Below are 15,535 nucleotides of genomic sequence, written 5' to 3'. Positions count from 1 at the left end.
TTGTATACGAAAAGGGTCTTCTCGCCCATTCATGTAGAACATGAAGGACGGGAAGACCCGCGGTACCACCTTCGTTGACGATGCTGACACCGTCCCCTTTGAAACGAACCGGACCGTTGTCCTGATTCGTCGACCCCGATAACGGGAGGAACCCGTCAGAGCCTACTACCCATTGAAGGGATTCGGTCTGAAGCTCAGAAGGCCATTCGCTTGTTGCCCGATACTGATTCGCACCACCCATCAGCTCTCTTGAATCGTTTCACAAGTTACTTCTCTTCGTCTTTGCTATCGTGTGTTGAATTGATTCTTATATTACGATGCTTCTTCTTCCCTGTCAACTGGAAAAACTCAATATAGGGAAAGTTGGTTCGGATCGATCGATTCGAGTGCTTGTTTGACGGTTTGCAGGAACTGTCCGGCAACGAGTCCGTCGAGTACCCGGTGGTCGATCGACATACAGAGGTTGACCATGTCGCGTGCTGCGAACATGCCGTTCACCCAAACTGGACGTTTGACGATTGATTCAACAGATAGAATCGCCGCTTGCGGGAAGTTGAGGATCGGTGCCGATTGGATCGAACCAAACGATCCTGTATTGTTGACCGTAAACGTCCCGCCTTGCATCTCTGCAGACGACAACGTGCCTGCTTGTGCCCGTTTTCCGAAGTCATCAATCGCGCGTGCGATTCCCTTGATGCTTAGTTCATCCGCATTCTTGACGACTGGTACGAACAGAGCGTCCTGCGTCGCGACGGCAAGTGATAGGTTGATCGCTTTCTTTTGAATGATCTTATCTCCCGCCCATGTCGAGTTCATGATTGGATGTTTCTTCAATCCTTCGACCGTCGCCTTCATGAAGAACGGCAAGAACGTCAATTTGACCCCTTCTTGTTTGAAGAACGCATCTTTATGACGATTACGTGCTTCGACCAAGTTCGTGACATCCACTTCAATCATCAACCAGGCATGTGGCGCTTCGTGTTTCGCGCGTACCATGTTCGAAGCGATTGCTTGACGCACACCGGCAGTCGGAATCTCGATGTCGCCCGTTTCCGTCGGTTGTGGTGTGCTGACCGGACGTTTCGGTGCGGATGGTGCTTCTGCCGGAGGCGCTACCGGAGTTGCTTGCGCTTCCGGTTTTGGTTCAGTTGCTTGTGGTGTCGGAATAGAGCCAGACTCGATCAGTTTCAAGAGATCTTTCCGGGTAATCCGGCCACCGGCTCCCGTACCTGTTACTTGTTCGAGATCAATGCCATGTTCCCCCGACAGCTTCAAGACTGCTGGTGAATAACGTTTTTTCATCGATGTATCAGCCGACGTCGTTTCTTCGACAGCCGGTATTTCTTGTTCGGTCGCTGCGACTTCCGTTGATCCGCCGTTGACTTGCATCGTGACGATCGCGTCACCGACTTGTAACGTATCGCCTTCTTCAGCAAGCAGTTTTTCAATCACACCGTCGAACGAAGATGGGACTTCTGCCGTTACCTTATCGGTAATGACTTCCGCAATCGGATCATATTTTTTGACAGTATCGCCCGGTTTGACGAGCCACATCGAAATCGTTCCTTCAGTAACACTTTCCCCAAGTTGTGGCATCGTAAGTGTTTCAGTCTTCATCGGTCAGTTCCCCCTTAGTATGCGTGTAACGTCCGGATCTTATCTTCAATTTTCTCACTTGAGATGTTGAAGAACTTCTCCATCGTCGGAGCGTATGGCATCGCTGGGACGTCTGGACCACAGAGACGCTCGATTGGTGCATCAAGATCGAACAATGCTTCTTCTGCAATGATCGCCGACACTTCACTCATGACGCTACCTTCTTTATTGTCTTCCGTGACGAGTAAGACTTTCCCCGTCTTTTTCGCTGCTTCGACGACGGCTTCGCGATCGATCGGATACACCGTCCGCAAGTCAAGAATGTGGACATCGATTCCGTCTTTTTCAAGGCGTGTTGCCGCCTCGAGTGCCATATGGACACATAGTCCGTAAGTGATGATCGTCACGTCTTCGCCCTCACGCTTGACGTCTGCTTTACCGATTTCAACCGTATAATCGCCTTCAGGGACATCCCCCTTCAACAGACGATAGCCCCGTTTATGTTCGAAGAACAAGACTGGGTCATTCGAACGAATCGCTGCCTTTAGCAATCCTTTTGCGTCATATGGATTCGATGGGATGACGATTTTCAGACCTGGCGTCGAGTTGAACATCGCCTCGACCGACTGAGAATGATAAAGTGCCCCGTGAATACCGCCGCCAAACGGTGCGCGGATGACGATCGGACACGTCCAGTCATTGTTCGAACGGTACCGAATCTTCGCTGCTTCACTGACGATTTGGTTGACCGCTGGCATGATGAAATCAGCGAATTGCATTTCAGCAATCGGACGCATGCCGTACATCGCAGCTCCGATTCCGACACCGGCGATCGCACTTTCAGCGAGTGGCGCATCGATGACACGTTCTTCTCCGAATTGTTCGAGCAATCCTTGTGTCGCCCGGAAGACACCACCACGGACACCGACGTCTTCGCCGAGGATGAAGACGGACTCGTCGCGTTCCATCTCTTCTTTGATTGCACTATTGATCGCTTCGATTAAACTTAACGTCGTCATTTCGTTTCCTCCTCGTCGTACACGTAACGTAATGCATTTTCTGGCGCATCGTAAGCTGCTGCTTCCGCATAAGCCGTTGCTTCGTCGACTTCTTTCTCCATCGCTTGTTCGATTTCAGTCGCTGATTCTTCCGTCAGGACACCCATTTCAATCAAACGCGCACGGAAGAGTTTGATCCCGTCACGTGCTTTTAAGGCATCGAGTTCTTCAGCAGAACGGTACGATTTATCGTCATCATCCGATGAGTGTGGCACGAGGCGTTCGACTTCAACTTCGATCAAGGTCGGACCTTCTCCCCGTAATCCGCGTTCACGCGCTTCCTTGACGACTTTGAAGACAGCGAGTGGATCGATGCCATCTACCGTATAGCCAGGCATTCCGTAACCGATCGCCCGATCAGCGACGTGTTTCGCCGACAACTGTTTCGAAAGTGGTGTCGAGATCGCGTATTTATTGTTTTCACAGAACAAGATGACAGGAAGCTTGTGAATTCCGGCGAAGTTCGCCCCTTCATGGAAGTCTCCTTGGTTTGAAGAGCCCTCTCCGAACGAGACGTACGCGACGAGTGGTTCCTTACGCATCTTCGCAGCAAGTGCGATCCCAACAGCATGTGGTACTTGTGTCGTGACCGGACTTGAACCTGTGACGATGTTCAAGGCACGTGAACCGTAGTGTCCTGGCATTTGGCGACCACCTGAGTTCGGATCTTCTGCCTTTGCAAATGCAGACAGCATGATATCGCGTGATGTTTGACCAAAGTGCAAGACGACGCCTAAATCACGGTAATACGGCAAAATGTAGTCCGTTCCTTTTTCAAGGGCGAACGCTGCACCAACTTGAGCCGCTTCTTGTCCTTGACATGAGACGAGGAAGGGAATTTTACCCGCTCGGTTCAATTTCCACATCCGTTCGTCGATCTTCCGCGCACGGACCATCGTTTCGAACATCTGAATCGCGTCCTGTTCCGTTAATCCGAGTTCTACTAATTCTTTGAATTCTATCTTTTCCATCCGTAATTCCTCCTTAGGCGTGAACCGCAAGTCCATCGACGGCAAGTGCTGCTTCACCGAATGCTTCTGACAAGGCTGGGTGCGGATGCACGAGCTGTCCGACTTCCCATGCCGTTGCATTGAGTACGAGCGCTAATCCACCTTCACTGATCAGTTCCGTTGCTTTTGGTCCGACGATGTGAACGCCGACGAGATCATCTGTCTTCGCATCCGAGACGAGCTTGATGAAGCCTGCTGCCTCTCCTTCGATCCGTGCTTTTCCTAATCCGTTGAACGAGAAGCTCCCTACCTTGACGTCCATTCCGGCACGTTTTGCTTCGTCTTCCGTCAAACCGACCGATGCCGCTTCCGGTACGCTGTAGATACAACGTGGTACGAACGCATATTCAAGTGGTGTCGTCGATCCGTTTACAATCGCTTCAACCGCTTTGACACCTTCTGCTGACGCGACGTGCGCTAGTTGTAAGCGTCCGATGACGTCCCCGATCGCATAGATATGTTGATCCTTCGTCCGGAAATGGTCATCGACTTGGATGAAGCCATTTTCAACGACGATATTCGTGTTTTCGATTCCGATGCCTTCGACGTTCGCCATTCGACCGATCGCGACGAGTAACTTATCCGCTTCAAGTGTCGTCTGTTCTCCGTTACGGTCGATTGCGATCGAAACACCGTCTTCCGACATCCGGAACGTATCGCTTTGTGCAGCTGCACCGGTATGAATCTTGACGCCCCGCTTTTTCAGTTGACGAGCGACTTCACGGCTGACTGCCGCATCTTCCGTTGGTAAAATTCGGTCGCTGAATTCAACGACTGTTACTGCGACGTCGAAATCTGTCAACATCGATGCCCATTCGACACCGATGACGCCGCCGCCGATGATGACGATCGATTTTGGCAAATCTGCCATATCAAGCGCATCATCCGAACTGAGGACATACTCTGAATCAAAAGCAAGTCCGTTCAATGGACGTGGGCGTGACCCTGTCGCGACGATCAATTGACGCGGAAGAATCAATTCGCCTTCGCCTTCTTCCGGCTCGACGCTGATCGTTCCCGGCATCGGTGAAAAGATACTTGGTCCAAGAATCGAACCCCGACCGTGAAAGACTTCAATCTTTCCTTTTTTCATCAGATGCTGAATGCCTGCCTCTAATCCATCTACGATTTCTTGTTTGCGTTGTTTGACCTGTTCGAATCGTAAAAACGATTCCGGTACGTCCACGCCATATGTAGCAGCGTGTTTGACCGTCTGATAGACTGCTGCTGATTTCAAAAAAGCTTTAGATGGGATACAGCCACGATGTAAGCATGTCCCGCCTAATTTTCCTTGTTCTACGATTGCTACCGACTTCCCGGCTTGTGCCGCACGGATCGCGGCGACATATCCACCGGGTCCACCGCCTAGGACAACGACGTCGAATTCTCTAGCCATGTTGGTTCGCCTCCATATTCCTTAACTTCCTCTTCTCCACGTAAGACACGCAACACTCCTTCTGCGAGCGCCTGCAACTCATCTTCACCAGGACTACGTACGACTTGACCGAGGTGGGCGATGCGTTCTTCGATCGCACGCGTTAACCGATCACTATAGGCGAGTCCGCCCGTGAGAATGATCGCGTCGATCTGACCGAACAAGACAGCACTTTGACCAGCGATCTCTTTTGCAATCCGGTACGCTATCGCGTCATATAACAATGCCGCTTTTTCGTCACCTTCTTCAATCCGCCGCTCAATCTCAATCGCGTCAAACGTTCCCAAGTGCGCGACAAGTCCGCCTGACCCAACGACCAGACGCTTCATCTCTTCAAGTTTATACTTGGTACTATAACATAGTTCTACTAGTTGACCAACAGGTAGCGATCCGCTGCGTTCCGGCGAAAACGGGCCTTCTCCATCGAGTCCATTGTTGACATCGATGACACGCCCCTCTTGGTGTACACCGACCGTAATCCCGCCGCCCATGTGTGCGATGATCAGGCGCAGTTCCTCATACGGACGTCCGATTTCCTTCGCGTACCGCTTCGCGACAGCTTTTTGATTCAATGCATGAAAAATACTCTTTCGTTCAAGTTCAGGTAAGCCTGTAATCCGCGCGATCGGCTCGAGCTCGTCAACGACGACCGGATCAACGATGAATGATGGGATGTCGAGTGTCCGAGCAATCTCATCCGCAAGAAGTCCACCGAGGTTTGAGGCATGGACGCCAAAAATACCGCTGAGTAAGTCTTCTCGCATTTCCCGGTTAACTGCGTACGTCCCGCTGACGAGCGGTCGGAGTAACCCACCGCGTCCTACGACAGCAGTAAGCGCTTTCAAATCAATCTGCTCTTCAGCTAATACTTCGAGTAACACATGACGACGCATCTCCAGCTGTGTTGGAAGCGGTCCTCCGACCGCTTCCGCTGGATGGCGCAACGTCTTCGTGAACACCTGGTTCGCCCCTTCGAAGATACCGATCTTCGTCGACGTCGAACCAGGATTGATCGTTAAAATACGTTCGCTCATGGATATCCTCCTCTGATCAGCCGCGTGATCCTAGAATGTTTTTATCACGACGTAGGAACTGACTACGGGCACTACGCATCGTCGCGATACGCTCTTCTGCCATTTTTTCAGCCGCCCGGTACGTTGGTAGGTGGTCGCGTTTTGCGATTTCAAATACTTTCGTGACCGCATCGTAGACGAGTTCGACTTTTTTCATGGCACGATCACGGTTGTATCCGTCGAGTTCGTCAGCAACGTTGATGACACCACCGGCATTGATGACGAAGTCTGGTACGTATAAAATATCGCGTTCTTCGAGCATGTCACCGTGACGGTCTTCTTTGAGTTGGTTATTTGCCGCACCGGCGATGATCTTAACTTTCAATTGTGGAATTGTCTCGTCGTTTAATGTCGCACCGAGGGCACATGGAGCGAAGATATCCGCTTCGACACTGTAGATGTCTTCTGGTGCGACGATCAAGGCACCGAATGCTTCTTCTGCACGTTGAAGTGCTTCTTGGTTGATGTCCGTGACGATCAGTTTCGCCCCTTCTTCATGCAAATGACGGCATAGATTGAAGGCAACGTTACCGACACCTTGGATCGAAATCGTTTTTCCACCAAGTGAATCTGTTCCGTACACTTCTTTTGCCGCTGCTTTCATCCCACGGTAGACACCGTATGCTGTCACTGGTGACGGGTTACCACTTGATCCGAATGCTGGGCTAACACCAGTGACGAAATCTGTCTCCATATGGATGTAATCCATGTCTGCAACCGTCGTATTGACATCTTCTGCTGTGATGTAACGACCATTCAGTGACTGGACGTAGCGTCCGAATGCCCGGAAGAGTGCTTCTGACTTTTGTGTCTTCGCATCGCCGATGATGACAGCTTTACCACCACCGAGGTTCAAACCAGCAGCTGCGTTCTTATACGTCATCCCTTTTGATAAACGGAGCGCATCAATCAATGCTTCTTCGTCTGATGCATAGTTCCACATACGAAGTCCACCGAGTGCCGGTCCGAGTGTCGTGTCATGAATCGCGATGATCGCTTTTAATCCCGATACTTTATCGTGGCAAAAAACGACTTGTTCGTAATCTTCCATCTCCATTGTTTCAAAGATGCTGAAGCGTGATTCTACGTTTGTTTCGACCATTTTAAGTTCCTCCTCAGATTGTTTGTTTTACTTTTTTCGTCTGTTGAGCATTTAAAAGCGCAAAGGCTAGTGAGTACATTTTTGCTTCTGCTGTATCGGCACGGCTTGTTAAGACGACCGGAGCCCGTGCCCCGACGAGAATCGCCGCAACCGAAGCATGTGCGAAATACATGAGTGATTTGTAGATGACGTTCCCGACTTCGATTTGCGGAACGACGAGTAAATCCGCCTGACCTGCTACGTCTCCCGTTAACCCTTTTTGCTGGGCAGCGACGAGATTCACGGCATTGTCAAGCGCGAGTGGTCCGTCTACAAGGCAATCCTTGATTTGACCACGTCGGTTCATCTGTGTTAAAAGTGCGGCATCAATCGTCGCCTGCATCGTCGGATTGACGACTTCGACGGCTGCTAAGACTGCGACTTTCGGTAAGCCGTATCCGAGAGCACGTAAGGCGGAGACACCGTTTTCGATGATCTTCACCTTGTCTTCGAGTGACGGTTGGATATGAATCGCTGCATCTGTTAATCCAATCGCTGATTCACGCCCTGGTACTTCGAACAACGCGACATGCGACAGGACATTTCCTGAACGCAGACCTGTTTCTTTGTTTAAGACGGCTTTCATGAACGTTGCTGTTGGAACAAGTCCTTTCATCAAGACGCTCGCATCCCCTTTGCGAACGGCATGAGCAGCACGTTCTGCCGCTTCTTGTGATGTAGAGGTATGGGTAATCACGAATTGTGACTCCCGTAATGCCCGTTTTTGAATCATCTGCTGAATCCGTGTCGCATCCCCGAACAAATGAAAACGCGCTAAATCGTTCTCAATTGCTAATGCGACAGCATCCATCACTTCTTCGTCATCCGCAGCTGCAATCGCAACGACGGAATCTTCGAGTCGAGCTGCCTGCTCGACCATTTCACTGAATCTCACCGTATTCCCCCCTCACCTGTCATACATAAATAGTAATAGCAATTTTCGTGCCAATTCAAAAGAGACGGTAGGATAAGCAAGAACGTCTTTAATTTTGCACGCTTTTGCATTTTTTGCAATATATTGCACGCAAAAATTTGCGCTTTACGAATAGATGTTAAATCGTTCCACTTTGTAATAAAGTGCCCGGAGAGAAATTCCGAGTTGTTTCGCCGCTTCTGTTTTGTTGCCATTAAAGGCAGTAAGCGCTTCCCGAATTAACCGTTCTTCGACGTGGGACATCTCGTCTGATAAATGTTTGATTTCCTTTTTCTGTCTTGTCGCAACTTTCGTTGTTTGTGGCACGACAAGCTGAAGATGCCCCTTTCGTAAGACCGTTTCTGTTTTATCTGTAAAAATCAACGCGCGACCGATGACATTTTCAAGCTCGCGCACATTTCCTTTCCACGGTTGCTTCTTCATTGCTTCAAGTACATCATCCGAGATCCGTCCGACCGATCGTCCATAACTTTGATTTAATTTACGGAGTAAGTGTAAGGTCAATGGTGCGATGTCATCCGGTCGTTCCCGTAGTGCTGGTATGTGAATCGGTAAACGATTGATCCGGTAGTAGAGATCTTCTCGGAACTCATTCATGATAATCTTTTGCTCCAGATTCGCATTCGTCGCCGCGATGATTCGGACGTCAACCGGAATCGCCTTTGTTCCACCAACGCGAACGACTTCATTCTCCTGTAACACGCGTAACAGTTTGGCTTGGACGTCGAGTGGCAATTCGCCGATCTCATCTAAGAACAGCGAACCGCCGTGCGCTTCTTCGAAGTATCCCCGTTTCCCGCCACGTCGCGCTCCTGAGAACGCGCCTTCCTCGTACCCGAATAGTTCACTTTCGAGTAACGTCGGTGCGATCGCCGCACAGTTGACGCGGACGAATTGTTCATATTTACGTTCGCTCGCTGCATGAATCGCATGTGCGAACAGTTCCTTTCCGGTTCCGGATTCACCGCGAATCAAGACGTTGACAGGCATCGTTGCCGCAAGCTTTGCTTGATCGACGACGAAGCGCATCGCTTCACTCTCAGCGATGATATCATCAAATGTATATTTGGCTTCTAGCGTCCGGATTTTTTGCCGCGCTGCCTTCAATTCTTTGGCCAGTGCCTTCATTTCTGAGATATCCCGAATCACACCGACGGAGCCGCGGACTTGTCCATCGACGATGACAGGTGCCGCATTAACGATGATATCGCGTTGATCTTGTCCAATTTTCATTCGAACATCTCGCACGTTCTCGCCCGTATTCAAGACTTTCAAATGAACGGATTCCTGCATTCCGATATCGGCACTTGCTGGTTTTCCGACGACATCTCGCTCTGTGAAACCGGTCATTCGCGTATAGGCTGGATTGATCAGCATCGTCTGTCCGTCTTGATCAGCAACGGATATCGCTTCACTCGTACAATGAATGATCGCTTCGAGCATTTTCTCTTTTTCAGTCAATCGCTCGAGCAACACTCTGACGAATTCACCCGGTAAGACCGCTGCTCCCGGAAAATCATGGATCAATTGCTCAAGTACACCATGTTCTCCTGTAGCGTCAATAATGAAATCGACGTTCGTTCCTTCAAAAGCTGACCAGTTCGTTTCGATCCGAATGTCCGCACGCCGTGCAAGCGCCACCCCAGGCGCCTCCATATTTGGATCGACGAGACCGATGACCGTTAATAATGGTGAACGTTGAAATGCGTGCAGGACTTCTGTTCCCCCTTGACCAGCCCCGACAACGAGTAGATGATGCATATGAATTCCCCCTTTGAAACTGCTTACATTTATATCGTACTCGGAATAAAATAGGGAAGCAAACCCGATTCGCAGAACGATCGATTTTTTGATACAATACGCTTGGAAAGGAGTGGCGTCCTATGCGTATCATTGGTTTGCTCTCATTATTAATCCCCGGCATCATCGGCGCGATTGGTATTAAGCTCATGCGTGATAGTGTTTTTCTAATTGCACAAGTGCCGTTTAAATACTTAGGCGATGCGGCTTACGTATATGTATTGCAAGGTCTCGTTGGTTTAGTTCTTGCGATGGGTGGCATTGGATTTGTCGCAGGATATGTCTTTTATCGCGATCGAAAACGTGGAAAAGTCTCCGACCGCTATCAAAAAAAATGAACACAGAAAAAGGTCCCCATCTCTTGAACTCATTTCAAGCGCGGGACCTTTTACTCGTATAAAATTGGTTTCACTTACGGATGAACTCCTCTCATAGTTAGAACTATTCGTGTACTCCAAAACCTTAGGTGTTCCTCTTAATGAAGAGGTAGAAAGAAATCAGATCTGGCTATCGGGCTAACGATAGAATGGTGTTTCAGTTCCATCATCTGACTGTACTCGGGACCTAGGTGGAGCGTAATGTCATCCGCTTGAAGCAGTCAAACATTCGGTTGCTAACAATCACTGCTAGACAACACTCCTTTTCACGAACTGTACTTTTTCATTTTAGACGATCCGTTACCTTCCACTTTTCCCTAGCTTCGAAATCATGGAAGCTCCCATTCATTCGAGATTTCCCATCTAGAATGAACAAGATACCTTGGTACGACTTCTACCAAGAGAATGTCGTCCGGCATTCTTGAGCCATTTACAGTTGGCGTTCTGAGATGATATTCATCAACAGGATTTCCGGAGTCCTTGTCGACTCGACGTTCATCTGACGTCTTGCCAAATCATTTGGTACCTTTATTATAACAAACATTTCAGTTTATGCAATATTTATTTGCAAGCGCTTTTATATATTTTTATTTTTACGGTATGCTATAAGCAGATTGTATTCGAAAGGAGACCTTTCATGCGAAAAATCATCGTATTCGAACATCTATCGTTAGACGGTGTCATTCAAGCACCGAGCGATCAGACAGAAGATGTAAGCAATGGTTTTACCCATGGTGGTTGGACTACTTCGTTTCAACATCCTGAGATTGGTCAGGTCATTCGTGGATGGATGCGTGAAGATTGCGCCCTGTTGCTCGGTCGCGCGACTTACGAACAATGGGCAAGTTATTGGCCACTCCATGCAGATATCTGGCCAGTTGCCGATCGTGCCATGAAGTATGTCGCTACGCGTCATACACCACCTATCCTTTGGCAGCCAACGACATATTTGAATCAACCGACTTCTGAACTAACACGCTTGAAACAACAGGACGGATCACCACTTCATGTCTGGGGCAGTAGTGAACTCGTTCATGCACTATATCAAGCGGATCTGATTGATGAACTTCGATTGATCCACTATCCGGTCATCGTTGGTTCTGGTAAACGTCTCTTTCCCGACAACGGAATGACGCCCCTCACTTGGAATGTTACGAAACGACACACGTTTGATAACGGTGTGTTGATCGCTTGCTACGAACGGGATCGGAACTAAAAACACACCGTCTATCCATCAGACGGTGTGTTTCCTTTAACCAGATTGTTCTTGATTCATATGACTGGAAACATACGAGATGAATTCCGAGTTCTTTGGACTTTTCTCCTGTTCGATTCGTCCGTTGAAGAGTTCGTGCTGTTGCATTCCTTCGTTCCAAGCAGACTTGATGGCGTGACGCATCGCTCGTTCGACGCGAGATGCTGTCGTTTGATGTTTTTTCGCAATCGTCGGATAGAGTTCCTTTGTGATCAATCCAAGTAAATCTTCCCGTTCAAGCACCATTAAGACAGCGTCCTTTAAATACGTGAAGCCTTTGATATGCGGAGCAATCCCCACTTCTCGCAGTGTCGTACCGACTCTTAAGTCAATCGTTTCGACGATCGGAGCTTGTCCTTGATGCGTCACGAGACGAATTTTTTGAACGAGCTGATCCATGCTGAACGGTTTAAGTAAGAAGTACGATGCTCCGAGAGTGACCGCCTGTTGTGAGACCTCATCCTTACCGAAAGCACTCAACATGATGACAGCAGGATTCTTCTTTTTCTTCATCAACTCCTCGAGAACACCAAGCCCATCTAAATGAGGCATGATGATGTCGAGAAGCAATACATCCACTTCATGTTCTTTCATACGTTCGAGACAACTCTCGCCATTGTAGGCGACGCAAACGACTTCCATGTCTTCTTGCGCAGAGATATGCTGGCGAATCAGTTCGACCATTTCGCGATTATCATCTGCTATCCCGACTTTAATCAATCCTTACACCCCATTTTTAAGCGATTCTTTCATCGTCTTCGCCTGATCCATCAATTCCTCGGCATGGCGTAACGTCAAATCCGTCATATGCGCACCGGAAATCATCCGTCCCAGTTCGTTTCCTCGATCTGACTGAGACAAGACATTGACCTGTGTCGTCGTACGATCCGTCTCCTCAATCTTCCGAATATAGAGATGTTGATCGGCCATCGAAGCGACTTGCGGTAAGTGCGTAATACAGAGCACTTGTCCCTCTACCGATAAACGATAGATTTTTTCAGCCATCGCTTGTGCGACACGACCCGATACTCCTGTATCGACTTCATCGAAAATGATCGAAGCGACTCCGACCGAGCGCGAGAAGATTGACTTCAGTCCGAGCATGATACGAGATAACTCCCCGCCCGATGCGACTTTTCCGAGCGACTTGAATGGTTCTCCCGCATTCGTCATGATGAAGAACTCGACTTGGTCGATCCCGTTCTTGCGTAGCATCGGTGTCTTCCCGTCTTGAAGAAAACGAATTTCAAATCGTGCTTTCTCCATGTAGAGCTCACGCAACTCTAGATGAATCGCTTCGCTTAATTGAACGGCCGCTTTTCGACGCTGTTGCGAGAGTCGACCACCAATTTCAAACAATTCGCCTTCGAGCTGTTCGACTTCGGCTTTTAATCGTTCAATCCGCTCATCTCGATTCGTCATCGTATCGAGTTCAACTCGAATTTTTTCCCCATACGCGATGACTTCCTCGATCGTCGCCCCGTATTTTCGTTTCAGCTGCTGAAAGACGGATAGACGTTGTTCGATCTCATCGAGTCGATTGGAATCAAACTCAAGTGTTTCAAGTTGATCTCGAATTGCATACCCGACTTCTTCGAGTCCATAAAAAGCGCTTGCGATCGCGTCACTCTGCTGCGAAAACTGTTCGTCGATGCTTGATGCTTGCTGTAGTTCACGCATCGCGTCTCCAACAGAATCGATGCCGCGCATCTCATCGTGTAAAGCATCATACGCTGTCTTTAACGACGCATATAGCTTTTCGAAATTCGCGAGACGATTCCGTTCAACGAGCAACTCATCTTCCTCGTGTGCTCGAAGTTTTGCGCCTTCAATCTCTTCCGTCTGAAAAGATAGTAAATCGATCCGTTGCGCGAGTTCTTGCTCACTTTGCGCGAGCGATTGCAAAGCCGTCCGTTTTTCTTCATACGCTTGGTAACCGGACTGGTAGGCTTGAAGAAGCGGCGCGATTGCCTCTTGCGCGAAGTCATCGAGAATCGCTTGATGATACGTACTGTCCATTAAATGCTGATGTTCATGTTGCCCGTGCATGTCGACGAGGACGCGCCCGAACTCACGTAAGATCGTCAGTGTGACCAGCTTATTGTTGACGCGACAGACACTTTTCCCGGTCGCGAACAGATCACGACGTAAGATGATCAATCCATCTTCGATATCGATACCGTACTCTTCTGCGAGATCATAGACGAGATGGTCGTCTTCAATCAGAAATAATCCTTCTAGTTCCGCCCGATCTTCCCCGTATCGAACGAATTCCGCGGATCCACGTCCACCAATCAATAATCCGATCGCGTCGAGAACGATCGATTTACCGGCACCTGTTTCCCCAGTCAAGACGGTCATTCCTTTTTTTAAGTCGATCTGTAGCTCGTCAATGATCGCAAATTGTTTGATCGATAATTCAGCTAGCATCCTGTCAACTCCTTACAGCATTTCTAAAATTCGTTCCGTCACTTCTTTCGCTTGTTCCTCACTTCGTGCGATCAATAGGATCGTATCGTCCCCACACACCGTGCCAAGCAGTTCGTTCCAGCTCAAGTGGTCCAGTAAGACAGCGACTGCGTTCGCATTTCCCGGCAGGACATGCATGACAATCAGATTTTGAGCAGAATCAATCGAGATGAAGCTGTCCCCGAGCAGACGCCGCAATTTCCCGAGTGGGTTGAAGCGTTGGTCGGCGGGTAAGCTGTATTTATAACGTCCATCATTCAACGGGACCTTAACGAGATGAAGTTCCTTAATATCTCGTGATACCGTTGCCTGTGTCACCTTATATCCTGCATTCCGTAATTCCTCTACCAATTCATCTTGGGTTTCTACTTCCGACTGGGTGATGATCTCCCGAATCTTAATCAACCGTTGCCCCTTTGTCATTCCTGCACCTCACAGTATTCTTCGATGTTACTATTGTAATCCAATAAATCATTAAAAGTCCACGTTTGCCATTTTATTATACGGTTTTCGTCGCTCCGAACAACAACGAAGACGGACCCATGAACCGGATCCGTCCTCGTTTTCATCTGTTCGTTTTAAAGACTAGCGTGTGCTTGCTTGACTGTCTCTGTCGCATCAACAGATGGGTCAAGCCCTGGTTGACCAAGGCGCGCATGCAATAAGAACTCGATGTTCCCCTCTCCACCAGTAATTGGTGAATAGTCGAGCTGTTTTACATAGAATCCTTGTTGAATGAAAAATTCGACCATCTCCTCGAGGACACGGACATGAATCCGTTCATCACGCACGATACCTTTTTTGCCGATATCATCACGTCCCGCTTCGAATTGCGGCTTGACGAGCGCCATGACATCTCCTCCTTCAACGAGGATCGTCTTCAGAGGTGGAAGCATCAATCGTAACGAGATGAATGACACATCGATCGTCGCAAACTGCGGCGCAACAGGGAACATGTCTAGTGTCGCATGCCGGAAGTTCGTTTTCTCCATCACTGTCACACGGTCATCCGAGCGAAGCTTCCAGTCCAGCTGATTGGAACCGACATCGAGCGCATACATATGCGCTGCTCCATTTTGTAAGGAGCAGTCGGTAAAGCCACCTGTCGAAGATCCGATATCGAGACCTGTTTTACCCGTGACATCGAAATCAAATACTTGAAGTGCCTTTTCCATCTTGAAGCCTCCACGACCGACATAAGGCATCAACTGACCTTTGACATGCAGATCGATGTCCGATTTGACCTTCTCACCGGCCTTCTCCAATCGTTCCGTTCCGCTAAAGACCAGTCCAGCCATGATCGACCGCTTCGCTTTCTCACGCGTTTCAAACAAACCGCGCTCGACGAGAAGAACGTCGAGGCGGATTTTCTTTACATTTTCCATGA

Annotated in this window: 14 protein-coding genes and 1 other annotated feature; of the genes, 2 read left to right on the top strand and 12 right to left on the bottom strand. The window is 49.0% G+C overall.

Translation table 11 applies throughout. From position 1 onward, the window contains the following. Positions 1-40 precede the first annotated feature (40 nt). Positions 41-292 (bottom strand) — a binding site (T-box leader). A 56-nt stretch (positions 293-348) separates the two neighbouring features. From ACZGCQ_RS01365 to ACZGCQ_RS01330, 8 genes are all read right to left on the bottom strand, one after another. Next, positions 349-1,617, bottom strand: a complete 1,269-nt coding sequence (locus ACZGCQ_RS01365) for a dihydrolipoamide acetyltransferase family protein (RefSeq protein WP_481265145.1) — start codon at positions 1,615-1,617, stop codon at positions 349-351. 14 nt (positions 1,618-1,631) lie between these two features. Further along, the gene (locus ACZGCQ_RS01360; protein ID WP_023467596.1) at positions 1,632-2,615 is read right to left on the bottom strand and encodes an alpha-ketoacid dehydrogenase subunit beta; all 984 of its coding nucleotides are present in this window, start codon (positions 2,613-2,615) and stop codon (positions 1,632-1,634) included. Next, entirely contained in the window at positions 2,612-3,625 is a 1,014-nt protein-coding gene (locus tag ACZGCQ_RS01355) for a thiamine pyrophosphate-dependent dehydrogenase E1 component subunit alpha (RefSeq protein ID WP_294742758.1), read from the bottom strand. The genes ACZGCQ_RS01360 and ACZGCQ_RS01355 overlap by 4 nt, the downstream gene beginning before the upstream one ends. Before the next feature lie 13 nt (positions 3,626-3,638). Next, a complete protein-coding gene (gene lpdA, locus ACZGCQ_RS01350) occupies positions 3,639-5,060 on the bottom strand; it encodes a dihydrolipoyl dehydrogenase (RefSeq protein WP_481265144.1) in 1,422 nt (473 codons plus the stop codon). Then, on the bottom strand, positions 5,030-6,133 hold the full coding sequence (buk, locus tag ACZGCQ_RS01345; protein WP_481265143.1) for a butyrate kinase: 1,104 nt from the start codon (positions 6,131-6,133) through the stop codon (positions 5,030-5,032). Before buk ends, lpdA begins: the two co-directional genes overlap by 31 nt. A 16-nt stretch (positions 6,134-6,149) precedes the next feature. Then, a complete protein-coding gene (locus ACZGCQ_RS01340; protein ID WP_481265142.1) occupies positions 6,150-7,274 on the bottom strand; it encodes a Leu/Phe/Val dehydrogenase in 1,125 nt (374 codons plus the stop codon). A 13-nt stretch (positions 7,275-7,287) separates the two neighbouring features. Further along, a complete protein-coding gene (gene yqiS, locus ACZGCQ_RS01335) occupies positions 7,288-8,208 on the bottom strand; it encodes a phosphate butyryltransferase (protein WP_029341108.1) in 921 nt (306 codons plus the stop codon). Between the two features lie 144 nt (positions 8,209-8,352). Next, on the bottom strand, positions 8,353-10,008 hold the full coding sequence (locus ACZGCQ_RS01330; protein ID WP_214728062.1) for a sigma-54 interaction domain-containing protein: 1,656 nt from the start codon (positions 10,006-10,008) through the stop codon (positions 8,353-8,355). A gap of 122 nt (positions 10,009-10,130) precedes the next feature. Here ACZGCQ_RS01330 and ACZGCQ_RS01325 point away from each other — a divergent pair, with 122 nt between their 5' ends. Together ACZGCQ_RS01325 and ACZGCQ_RS01320 are read left to right on the top strand one after the other, a co-directional pair. After that, entirely contained in the window at positions 10,131-10,385 is a 255-nt protein-coding gene (locus tag ACZGCQ_RS01325; protein WP_058265115.1) for a DUF2627 family protein, read from the top strand. A gap of 676 nt (positions 10,386-11,061) precedes the next feature. Next, positions 11,062-11,640, top strand: coding sequence for a dihydrofolate reductase family protein (locus ACZGCQ_RS01320; protein WP_481265141.1), 579 nt, complete (start codon positions 11,062-11,064; stop codon positions 11,638-11,640). A 36-nt stretch (positions 11,641-11,676) separates the two neighbouring features. Here ACZGCQ_RS01320 and spo0A read toward each other — a convergent pair whose 3' ends face one another. The 4 genes from spo0A to ACZGCQ_RS01300 all read right to left on the bottom strand — a co-directional run bounded on the left by spo0A (position 11,677) and on the right by ACZGCQ_RS01300 (position 15,533). Continuing rightward, complete coding sequence (gene spo0A / locus ACZGCQ_RS01315) at positions 11,677-12,399, bottom strand: sporulation transcription factor Spo0A (protein ID WP_074668437.1); 723 nt, start codon at positions 12,397-12,399, stop codon at positions 11,677-11,679. 3 nt (positions 12,400-12,402) lie between these two features. Next, positions 12,403-14,109 carry a DNA repair protein RecN gene (gene recN, locus ACZGCQ_RS01310; RefSeq protein WP_481265140.1) on the bottom strand — a complete coding sequence of 569 codons (1,707 nt, stop codon included), beginning with the start codon at positions 14,107-14,109 and terminating at the stop codon, positions 12,403-12,405. Between the two features lie 12 nt (positions 14,110-14,121). Further along, a complete protein-coding gene (ahrC, locus tag ACZGCQ_RS01305; protein WP_023467586.1) occupies positions 14,122-14,571 on the bottom strand; it encodes a transcriptional regulator AhrC/ArgR in 450 nt (149 codons plus the stop codon). Positions 14,572-14,726: 155 nt separating this feature from the next. Beyond that, a complete protein-coding gene (locus ACZGCQ_RS01300) occupies positions 14,727-15,533 on the bottom strand; it encodes a TlyA family RNA methyltransferase (RefSeq protein WP_481265139.1) in 807 nt (268 codons plus the stop codon). Between the last annotated feature and the right edge of the window lie 2 nt (positions 15,534-15,535).

It is taken from the genome of Exiguobacterium sp. HSB13 (assembly GCF_056764755.1).
This window is presented reverse-complemented; position numbering and strand designations above follow the sequence as displayed.

Excerpts from the sequence above, each read along its gene's own strand:
- ACZGCQ_RS01365 (WP_481265145.1), bottom strand. The coding sequence starts at position 1,617 with ATGAAGACTGAAACACTTACGATGCCACAACTTGGGGAAAGTGTTACT.
- ACZGCQ_RS01360 (WP_023467596.1), bottom strand. The coding sequence starts at position 2,615 with ATGACGACGTTAAGTTTAATCGAAGCGATCAATAGTGCAATCAAAGAA.
- ACZGCQ_RS01355 (WP_294742758.1), bottom strand. The coding sequence starts at position 3,625 with ATGGAAAAGATAGAATTCAAAGAATTAGTAGAACTCGGATTAACGGAA.
- lpdA (WP_481265144.1), bottom strand. The coding sequence starts at position 5,060 with ATGGCTAGAGAATTCGACGTCGTTGTCCTAGGCGGTGGACCCGGTGGA.
- buk (WP_481265143.1), bottom strand. The coding sequence starts at position 6,133 with ATGAGCGAACGTATTTTAACGATCAATCCTGGTTCGACGTCGACGAAG.
- ACZGCQ_RS01340 (WP_481265142.1), bottom strand. The coding sequence starts at position 7,274 with ATGGTCGAAACAAACGTAGAATCACGCTTCAGCATCTTTGAAACAATG.
- ACZGCQ_RS01330 (WP_214728062.1), bottom strand. The coding sequence starts at position 10,008 with ATGCATCATCTACTCGTTGTCGGGGCTGGTCAAGGGGGAACAGAAGTC.
- ACZGCQ_RS01325 (WP_058265115.1), top strand. The coding sequence starts at position 10,131 with ATGCGTATCATTGGTTTGCTCTCATTATTAATCCCCGGCATCATCGGC.
- ACZGCQ_RS01320 (WP_481265141.1), top strand. The coding sequence starts at position 11,062 with ATGCGAAAAATCATCGTATTCGAACATCTATCGTTAGACGGTGTCATT.
- recN (WP_481265140.1), bottom strand. The coding sequence starts at position 14,109 with ATGCTAGCTGAATTATCGATCAAACAATTTGCGATCATTGACGAGCTA.
- ahrC (WP_023467586.1), bottom strand. The coding sequence starts at position 14,571 with ATGACAAAGGGGCAACGGTTGATTAAGATTCGGGAGATCATCACCCAG.
- ACZGCQ_RS01300 (WP_481265139.1), bottom strand. The coding sequence starts at position 15,533 with ATGGAAAATGTAAAGAAAATCCGCCTCGACGTTCTTCTCGTCGAGCGC.